This is a genomic window from Bradyrhizobium sp. YR681 (genome assembly GCF_000282615.1).
Lineage (GTDB): Bacteria > Pseudomonadota > Alphaproteobacteria > Rhizobiales > Xanthobacteraceae > Bradyrhizobium.
The window spans coordinates 1-8,944 of the sequence record NZ_AKIY01000108.1 but is presented as its reverse complement, the minus strand read 5'-3'; the positions used below and the strand labels follow the sequence as shown (position 1 = coordinate 8,944).

8 protein-coding genes and 1 pseudogene are annotated in these 8,944 nt (G+C 63.9%); all 9 read left to right on the top strand.

All coding sequences use genetic code 11. From position 1 onward, the window contains the following. Positions 1-241, top strand: a pseudogene (locus PMI42_RS11100) (hypothetical protein); the annotation flags it as partial. Between the two features lie 119 nt (positions 242-360). After that, positions 361-765, top strand: a complete 405-nt coding sequence (gene hisE, locus PMI42_RS11095) for a phosphoribosyl-ATP diphosphatase (RefSeq protein WP_035965225.1) — start codon at positions 361-363, stop codon at positions 763-765. A gap of 60 nt (positions 766-825) precedes the next feature. After that, the gene (locus tag PMI42_RS11090; RefSeq protein ID WP_008133683.1) at positions 826-1,428 is read left to right on the top strand and encodes a YqaA family protein; all 603 of its coding nucleotides are present in this window, start codon (positions 826-828) and stop codon (positions 1,426-1,428) included. A gap of 46 nt (positions 1,429-1,474) precedes the next feature. Then, on the top strand, positions 1,475-2,005 hold the full coding sequence (locus PMI42_RS11085; RefSeq protein WP_035965224.1) for a hypothetical protein: 531 nt from the start codon (positions 1,475-1,477) through the stop codon (positions 2,003-2,005). 36 nt (positions 2,006-2,041) lie between these two features. After that, entirely contained in the window at positions 2,042-3,442 is a 1,401-nt protein-coding gene (locus tag PMI42_RS11080; RefSeq protein WP_008133679.1) for an aspartate ammonia-lyase, read from the top strand. A 182-nt stretch (positions 3,443-3,624) separates the two neighbouring features. Beyond that, positions 3,625-4,593: an NAD(P)H-dependent flavin oxidoreductase gene (locus PMI42_RS11075; protein WP_008133678.1), complete on the top strand. Its 969-nt coding sequence runs from the start codon at positions 3,625-3,627 to the stop codon at positions 4,591-4,593. Positions 4,594-4,795: 202 nt separating this feature from the next. Beyond that, positions 4,796-5,569 (top strand): thioesterase family protein, encoded by a 774-nt coding sequence (locus PMI42_RS11070; protein WP_008133676.1) that lies wholly within the window; start codon positions 4,796-4,798, stop codon positions 5,567-5,569. 176 nt (positions 5,570-5,745) lie between these two features. Further along, entirely contained in the window at positions 5,746-7,245 is a 1,500-nt protein-coding gene (locus PMI42_RS11065) for an ATPase domain-containing protein (protein ID WP_008133675.1), read from the top strand. Further along, positions 7,242-8,944: hybrid sensor histidine kinase/response regulator (locus PMI42_RS11060; protein WP_008133674.1), on the top strand; the 1,703-nt coding region annotated here is incomplete at its 3' end. The genes PMI42_RS11065 and PMI42_RS11060, both read left to right, overlap by 4 nt.

Here is an 8,944-nt window from a genome sequence, read left to right as displayed (position 1 = left end):
GCCTGCCGCAGCCTTTGCCGGCATCGTCGGCACCGGCCTTGCGATCGCCGCGACCCGCAATGCCTACGCCTATGACGACGGGCCTTATTATGGCGGTCCTGCCTATTCCAGCGCCCCGACCTATTATTATGAAGGCGGTGGCCCCTATTACGGGCCGGGCCCGAACTATCAGTATCAGCGCTACGGCGGGACGGCCCCGTCGGAGCTCTGCGGCCAGGGCTATCACACCAACTGCTACTAGCTCCGGCTACCGAAGGTTGACCAAAACAGGCCGCCGCACTTGCCGCGTCGGCCTGTTTTCTGCTTTTATTGTCGCGCGTTAACGCGTCCGCCATTGGTTTAGAGTAGTTTTTGAGTACCATGAGTGATTCGCTTGAGCGGCTATATCTGGCTGTGCTCGCGGCCAGAGATCTTGATCCGGCAACATCGCGTACGGCCCGGCTGTTTCAGCGCGGTCCCTCCAAAATGGCAAAGAAGCTCGCCGAAGAGGCCATCGAAGTCGTCATCGATGCGGTCAATGGCGACACCGATGCCGTGATCCGGGAGAGCGCCGACCTGCTCTACAATCTCACCGTGCTCTGGGCCTCGGCCGGCGTGCGCCCCGAGGACGTCTGGCGCGAGATGACGCGGCGGGAAGACATGCTCGGCATCGCCGAGAAGCTGCCGAAGTCGCAGATGAAACTGCCTAAAGTCGCGTCACCGCGCGTGGCCGCCAGGCGGCCAATTGTCGCGCTCGAGGGCCGCACGGCGCGCAAGCGCCACTAAACGAGCGGCGCCGAAAGCGTCACAAAACGCTCAAAAACTCGCGATGGACAAATCCGCCCCATGGTGCTTCATCGCGGCGCCATGCTGAAACGTATTTACGACTGGTGCATCGACGCCGCCCACAAGCCTTACGCGCTCTGGATCATGGGAGCCGTGGCTTTCGCAGAAAGCTCCTTCTTTCCGGTCCCGCCGGATGTGATGCTGATCCCGATGTCGCTGGCGCGCCCGCAGCGCGCCTGGGTCTATGCCGCGATCTGCACCGTCACCTCGGTGCTCGGCGGCCTCCTGGGCTATGCGATCGGTGCGCTGCTGTTCGATTCGGTCGGCCACTGGCTAATCCAGGTCTACGGCCTCGGCGACAAGGTCGACGCCTTCCGCGCCTCCTATGCCGAGTGGGGCGCGGTGATCATCCTGCTCAAGGGGCTGACGCCGATCCCCTACAAGCTCGTCACCATCACCTCGGGCTTTGCCGGTTACAATCTCGTCCTGTTCATCCTGTGCTCGATCGTGGCGCGCGGCGGACGCTTCTTCATCGTCGCGATCCTGCTCAACCGCTATGGCGACTGGATCCGCGTCAAGATCGAGAAGCATCTCGGCCTCGTGGTGGCGGTCGGCGCCGCCGTGCTGGTGCTGGGCTTCGTTGTGGCGATCAAGCTGATCTGAACCTCCACGCTTTGCCGCTGCGCCGGCTTCGGCTACGGTTGCCGTCATGATGGTTCGATCCGGCAATCCGGCAGTGCGGCTCGGGACGCTGATGCCAGCAGTGCTGCTGATCCTGCTTGGTGCCGGCGGGACGGCGTGGCCGCAATCTCCGCCGCCGGCGCTCGGCCTCCAGGAGCAGGGGCCGAAGGTCGCGCCGCCGCCCTCGACACAAGCTCCGTCCACGAGCGAGGAAAATCCGGGGCTGATCAACGAAATGGGCAAGCTGTTCGAAAAGCTGCCCTCGATCCTGCCGCCGATCAAAAGCCCCAGCGAGACCATGAACGATCTGTCGCGGCTGGCCAAGCCCTCGACCATGGTGTCGGGGCGCGTGGCCTGCCCGGCCTCGTCCAACGGCGCGCCCGATTGCAAGCAGGCCGCCGACCAGCTCTGCCAGGGCAAGGGCTACAAGGAAGGCAAGAGCCTGAATGCCGACTCCGCCGAGAAATGCTCGGCCAAGGTTCTCATCCCGGGCAGGCAACGCAAACCGGACGATTGCCGCACCGATACTTTCGTGACCAGCGCGCTGTGCCAGAACTGACGTGATGGCACAGCGCGCATGCAACAAGGAGCGCCCATGAGCCGTACGGAGCAGGATTTCCTCGGACAGCGTGAGATCGCCGACGACATCTATTACGGCGTCCAGACCATCCGGGGTAAGGAGAACTTCCACATCACCGGCATTCCGATGAACCAGGAGCCTTACTTCGTGAAGGCGCTGGGTTACGTGAAGAAGGCCGCGGCGATGGCCAACCGTGACCTCGGAGCGATCGACGCCAAGGTCGCCGACGCGATCATCCTCGGCTGCGACCGCGTCATTGCCGGCGACATGATGGATCAGTTCGTCACCGACTTCATCCAGGGCGGAGCCGGCACCTCCACCAACATGAACGCCAACGAGGTGATCGCCAATCTCGCGCTGGAATCGCTCGGCTTCAACAAGGGCGACTACCAGCACGTCAGCCCCAACGACCACGTCAATTACGGCCAGTCCACCAACGACACCTATCCGACCGCGTTTCGGCTCGCGCTGATCCTGCGGCTCGAGAGCTACATGACGGCGCTGCGCCAGCTCCAGGAGGCGTTCTTCACCAAGGGCCGCGAGTTCGACCGCGTGCTGAAGATGGGCCGTACGCATCTCCAGGACGCCGTGCCGATGTCGCTCGGCGCCGAATTCCGGGGATGGGGCACCACCATGGGCGAGGAGGTCGACCGCATCTCCGAGGCGCGCGCGCTGCTGCGCGAGATCAATCTCGGCGCCACCGCGATCGGCACCTCCGTCACGGCTGCGGTCGGCTATCCCAAGCTCGCGGTCCGGCACCTCAGTGCGCTGACCGGTGTCGACTTCATTCTCGCCGGCGATCTGGTCGAGGCGACCTCGGACACCGGCGCCTATGTGCAGCTCTCCGGCGTGCTGAAGCGCACCGCGAGCAAGCTGACGAAAATCTGCAACGACATCCGCCTGCTGGCGTCGGGCCCGCGCGCCGGCTTCAACGAGATCAACCTGCCGCAGCTCCAGCCGGGCTCCTCGATCATGCCGGGCAAGGTCAACCCTGTGATTCCCGAGGTCGTCAACCAGACCAGTTTCCTCGTCATCGGCCTCGACACCACGGTGACGCTGGCCGCCTCCGCCGGCCAGCTCCAGCTCAACGTGATGGAGCCGGTGATCTCGTTCGCGCTGTTTTTCTCGATCCGCACCATGGAGCGCGCGGTCAACAGCCTGCGCGAGAATTGCGTCGTCGGCATCACCGCCAACGAGGAGCACACCCGCAACATGGTGCTGAACTCGCTCGGCATCGTCACCGTGTTGAAGCCGCTGCTCGGCTACAAGCAATGCGCCGAGATCGCGCGCGAGGGCTACAAGAGCGGCAAGTCGCTGCACCAGATCGTTGTTGTCGAGCGCAAGCTGCTGACGCAGGAGAAATGGGACGAGATGTTCTCGTTCGAGCGGCTGATCAATCCGGATCTGCTTGGGTAGGTGTTCGCGAGCCCCAGCTCTCGCAATGACGGAGAGGGCGGACAGGCAGGAATTCCGCGGCTTGGAATTGCGGGTGCGGCATCCGCCCCGGCGTCAAAACGCAATACTTGACAGTGGAAAGATTGCCTTGTTGGTATGAAACCCAACCTTCGATTTGGCCGCCTTGAGAGGATCGCTCCGCAATGTCCATGCCTGCCTTGTTCAAAGGGCGTCTGTCGATCCCCGTGATCGGTTCGCCGCTCTTCATCATCTCGGTGCCCGATCTGGTGATCGCGCAGTGCAAGGCGGGTGTGGTCGGCTCGTTTCCGTCGCTGAACGCGCGGCCGCCGGAGCTGCTCGACGAATGGCTGGCGCGGATCACCGAGGAGCTCGCGGCCTATGACCGCGCCCATCCCGACAAGCCGTCGGCGCCGTTCGCGGTCAACCAGATCGTGCACAAGTCGAACAACCGGCTCGACCACGACATGCAGCTCTGCGCCAAGTACAAGGTGCCGATGATCATCTCCTCGCTCGGCGCGCGCGAGGAGCTGAACCAGGCGGTGCACGGCTGGGGCGGCATCGTCTTCCACGACGTGATCAACCAGAAGTTCGCGCACAAGGCGATCGAGAAGGGCGCCGACGGCCTGATCCTGGTCGCGGCCGGCGCCGGCGGCCATGCCGGCACCATCTCGCCGCTCGCCTTCGTTGCCGAGACCCGCAAATGGTTCGACGGCCCGATCGCGCTGTCGGGCGCCATCGGCAATGGCAAGGCGATCCGCGCCGCACGCATTCTCGGCGCCGACTTCGCCTATATCGGCTCCGCCTTCATCGCCACCAAGGAAGCCAACGCGGTCGAGAAGTACAAGGAGATGATCGCGGGCTCGACGGCCGACGACATCGTCTATTCTAACCTCTTTACCGGCGTGCACGGCAATTACCTGAAGCCGTCGATTCTTGCCGCCGGCATGGATCCGGAAAACCTGCCGACCTCCGATCCCTCCAAGATGAACTTCGGCACCGACGCCTCCGGCGAGCGCGCCAAGCCGAAGGCCTGGAAGGAGATCTGGGGCTCCGGCCAGGGCATCGGCAGCGTCGACGGCATCCTCCCCGCCGCCGAGCTGATCGCGCGCTTCAAGAAGGAATACGACGAGGCGATCGATCCGCCGTTGTGAGTCTTTATCGTCCCGCACCTCTCGCATTTGTCGTCCCGGGGCGCGCGAAGCGCGAGCCCGGGACCCATAACCCCAGGGAGTGGTTTGGCGAAGACTCGTGGCTACTAGTTTCGCGCCACAACTTCTCCCTGGGGGTATGGGTCCCCGCCTGCGCGGGGACGACACTTTTTTCTGAACTCCGATTGTGCGCCAGAGAGAACCCATGACCGCCATCTACCGCGTCGACGGCAACAGCGTCATCACCAGTCCTGATGCCGCCGGTCCCTGGGACCGACGGATGCAGCATGGTTCGGCGCCGGCCTCGCTGGTGACGTGGGCGGCCGAGCGCATTCCGACACCGGTGCCGATGAACATCGCGCGCGTCACGATCGACCTGATGCGCCCCGTTCCGGTGGCGCCGCTCGCGATCGAGAGCCAGGTCCTGCGCGAGGGCCGCAAGATCCAGCTCTGCGAAGTCAAGCTGCTCGCCGATGGCGTGCAGGTCGTCGGTGCCACCGTGCTGAAGATCAAGGCCAAGGCGCAGACACTGCCTGACGACGTCAAGGAGTTGCCGGTGACGCTGCCCCCGCCCGAGGACTCGCTGTTGGAGGACGGTCACGCCGCCACCAGTCCGTTCGTGCGGTCGGTTTCGATGCGCGCGGCGCGCGGCCGCTTCGGCCGGGCCGGAGCCGGTGCGATCTGGTTTCGCGTGGACCATCCCCTGATCGAAGGCGAGGCAATCTCGCAGGCGATGCGCGCCGTGGTCGCCGCCGATTTCTCCAACGGCACCGCCTCGACGCTCGACTTCCGCGCCTGGACCTACATCAACGCCGACCTCACCGTGAGCTTTGCGCGCCAGCCGATCGGCGAGTGGATTTTGCTCGATGGTGAATCCTGGATCGGCCCCGATGGCGCGGGTCTTGCGATGTCGCGGCTCGCGGACCGGCAGGGCTATTTTGGCCGCGCGGTGCAGAGCCTCGTCATCGAGAAGCGATAGGACCGTCGGATCCCGTTCCTGGGTTAACCGGTCACACTTCGACCGCTGTTGGTCCGGCGTATGTTCCGCCTTTTCCCCCGGGCCGGCCCTTTCCCTGTCCGCTGTGCATAGGTGCGCTCCGGGTGAGCGCGGAACTGATTGTTCCATTGCTGGTTCTATTGCCGGTAGAGGGAAAAATGAGTTCGGTTGAAGAATTTACAGGCAAAGCTCAAACGGGAATCTGGGGCTTGGACAACATCCTGTCCGGGGGGTTGTCGCGCGGACATGTGTTTCTCGTGGAAGGCGCGCCTGGGACGGGAAAGACGACCGTCGCGTTGCAGTTCCTGCTTGAAGGTATCAAGGCAGGCGAAAGATGCCTGTACATCACCCTGTCGGAGACGGAACGCGAACTGCGCGATGGTGCCGCTTCGCATGGCTGGGTTCTGGACGACGGATTGACGGTTTTCGAGTTGCTGCCGCCGGAGAGCCTGCTCGATTCCGAGCAGCAGCAGAGCCTGTTGTACTCGTCCGATCTCGAGCTTGGAGAGACGACGAAGCAGATTTTCGAGGCAGTCGATCGGGTCAAGCCGCACCGCGTCGTGCTCGACAGCCTCTCCGAGATCCGGCTTCTTGCCCAGAGTTCATTGCGATATCGCCGGCAAATCCTGGCCATCAAGCACTATTTCTCCCGGTTCAATACGACCGTGATGCTGCTCGACGATCTCACGGCCGATGTCGCCGACAAGACCGTCCACAGCGTCGCGCACGCGGTTTTTCGGTTGGAGGAGCTTGCTCCCGCTTACGGCGCCGAGCGACGCCGCGTGCGCGTGATCAAGTACCGAGGAACGAAATTCCGCGGCGGCTATCACGATGCGACCATCACGACGGGCGGCCTCAACGTCTTTCCACGGCTGGTGGCTTCTGAGCACCGCGCCAGTCTGCAGCGCCGCAGGTTTTCCAGCGGCATCGCCGAACTCGACCAGCTCTTGGGCGGCGGCGTCGAAACGGGCTCGAGCACGCTCATTCTCGGGCCCTCGGGGACAGGCAAATCTCTTATCGCAATCGTGTTTGCCGTCGCAGCGGTGGCGCGGGGCGAGAAGGCCGCACTGTTCGTGTTCGATGAAGAATTGGGCCTGCTCTTCGCGCGGATGAAGGGTATTGGAATCGATCTCGACGCGATGTGCAGGGATGGCAGCCTCGTGGTCGAGCAGGTCGATGCAGCCGAGCTCTCGCCCGGGGAATTCGCCCACATGGTCCGCAAGCAGGTGAACGAGCACGGGATCGAGGCCGTCGTGATTGACAGCCTGAATGGCTACCAGGCGGCCATGCCCGAGGAAAATTCTCTCATCCTGCACATGCACGAGCTGCTGCAGTACCTCAACCGCCGCGGGGCCGCGACGTTCATGACGGTGGCTCAACACGGTCTCGTCGGTGACATGAAGGCGCCCGTCGACGTGACTTATCTTGCCGATACCGTGATCCTGTTGCGTTATTTCGAGGCGCTGGGCAGCGTCCGGCGCGCCGTCTCCGTCATCAAGAAACGGATGGGCCTGCACGAATCCACGATCCGGGAATACCGCATCAGCGATCACGGTCTCACCATCGGGGAGCCCTTGGAAGAGTTTCAAGGTGTGTTGCGCGGCGTGCCCGTCTATGTCGGTGAAGGAAGGCCCCTCCTGCAGGAGCCCGGTGCGTGAGACCGGGCGAATCGTCCGAGCGGGCCTTGGTGTTTGCGCCGACGGGCCGCGACGCGTCCGTGGCCGCCAGCCTGATCAGGGAAGCAGGATTCTATGCGGATGCCTGCGCCGACCTCGAGGCGCTCGTCCGCGAGATGGCGGCCGGCGCGGGGCTCGCGATCATCGCCAACGAAGCCGTGAAAACCGCCGACCTGCGCAAGCTGGTGCGATGGTTGAATGAGCAGCCCTCCTGGTCCGACTTTCCGATCGTTCTGCTGACGCGCCAAGGCGGTGGTCCGGAGCGCAATCCCGACGCCATGCGGCTCGCACTGGCACTGGGAAACGTTACCTTCATCGAGCGTCCGTTTCATCCCACCACGCTTGTCAGCGTCGTGGGATCCGCCATCAGGGGCCGCCGCCGTCAATATCAGTCGCGCGCCATTCTGGAGAATCTCACGGAGAGTGAAAGCCTTCTGCAAACGGCGCTGAGGGCGGGACGGCTGGGAACGCTCGAATTGCAGCTGCCGTCGTTGGTGCTCCACGCCTCCAATACCTGCAAGCTGTTCTTCGGTCGCCGGCCCGAGCAGGAATTCTCCTATCAGGACCTGCTTGCCTCCGTGCATCCGGACGATCGGATCAGACGGCAGGATGTGTTCGACCGGGCCGTGTCCAGCGGCGGGGATTACAGCATCGAATACAGAAATATCTGGCCTGACGGGTCCCAGCACTGGGTCGAGGTGCGGGCTCGCGCCGTTCTGCGGCCCGATGGCAGTGTCCGATCGATGGTGGGGGTGTGCTCCGATATCACATCGCGCAAAGTCGCGGAGATCGAGCGCGAGACCTTGCTGGCACAGCTTGCAGCGGAGCGCACGGCGCTTGCAGAACTCACTTCCACGCTCGAGCAGCGCGTTGAGCAGCGCACCGCAGACCTGATGAGGGAGGTCGCTGCGCGCGAGAAAGCGCAGGACCAATTGCGACAGGCCCAGAAGATGGAGACAATCGGTCAATTGACCGGCGGCGTCGCGCACGACTTCAACAATCTGTTGATGGCCGTCATGGGCAATCTCGATCTGCTGCGCAAGCGTATACCGGACGACCCGCGCCTGCGCCGGCTGATCGATGGCGCATTGCAGGGAGCGGAACGAGGCGCCTCGTTGACGCAACGCCTGCTGGCGTTCGCCCGCCAGCAGGACCTGCGGGCGGAAGCGGTCGATCTCGGCACGTTGATCAGGGGGATGAGCGATCTGCTCGAGCGCTCGCTCGGTCCCCGGGTCGAGCTGCGTCTGGACGTTCCGGATCGCGTGCCACCCGCACGGGTCGATTCCAACCAGCTTGAACTCGCGATCTTGAACCTCGCCATCAACGCGCGCGATGCGATGCCTGACGGAGGTTCGATCGAAATCCGCATCCGGGAGGATCAGACGAGCGAAGAGGCGCGGCTGCCGCCGGGTCGCTATCTGGCGCTATCCGTGATCGACAACGGGGAGGGCATGTCTCCCGAGACGTTGAAGCGCGCCGTGGAGCCGTTCTTTTCCTCGAAGCCGCTGGGGAAAGGAACCGGACTTGGCCTCTCGATGGTGCATGGTCTTGCCGTGCAGCTCGGCGGTGCCCTTCAGCTCTCCAGCAAGGTCGGTATCGGCACCACGGCGACCCTGATCCTTCCGGTCGCGACCCAGCTTCCGAAAGCGGAGGCACCGATGCCCGTGCATCGGCAGGGCGG

Excerpts from the sequence above, each read along its gene's own strand:
- hisE (WP_035965225.1), top strand. The coding sequence starts at position 361 with ATGAGTGATTCGCTTGAGCGGCTATATCTGGCTGTGCTCGCGGCCAGA.
- PMI42_RS11090 (WP_008133683.1), top strand. The coding sequence starts at position 826 with ATGGTGCTTCATCGCGGCGCCATGCTGAAACGTATTTACGACTGGTGC.
- PMI42_RS11085 (WP_035965224.1), top strand. The coding sequence starts at position 1,475 with ATGATGGTTCGATCCGGCAATCCGGCAGTGCGGCTCGGGACGCTGATG.
- PMI42_RS11080 (WP_008133679.1), top strand. The coding sequence starts at position 2,042 with ATGAGCCGTACGGAGCAGGATTTCCTCGGACAGCGTGAGATCGCCGAC.
- PMI42_RS11075 (WP_008133678.1), top strand. The coding sequence starts at position 3,625 with ATGTCCATGCCTGCCTTGTTCAAAGGGCGTCTGTCGATCCCCGTGATC.
- PMI42_RS11070 (WP_008133676.1), top strand. The coding sequence starts at position 4,796 with ATGACCGCCATCTACCGCGTCGACGGCAACAGCGTCATCACCAGTCCT.
- PMI42_RS11065 (WP_008133675.1), top strand. The coding sequence starts at position 5,746 with ATGAGTTCGGTTGAAGAATTTACAGGCAAAGCTCAAACGGGAATCTGG.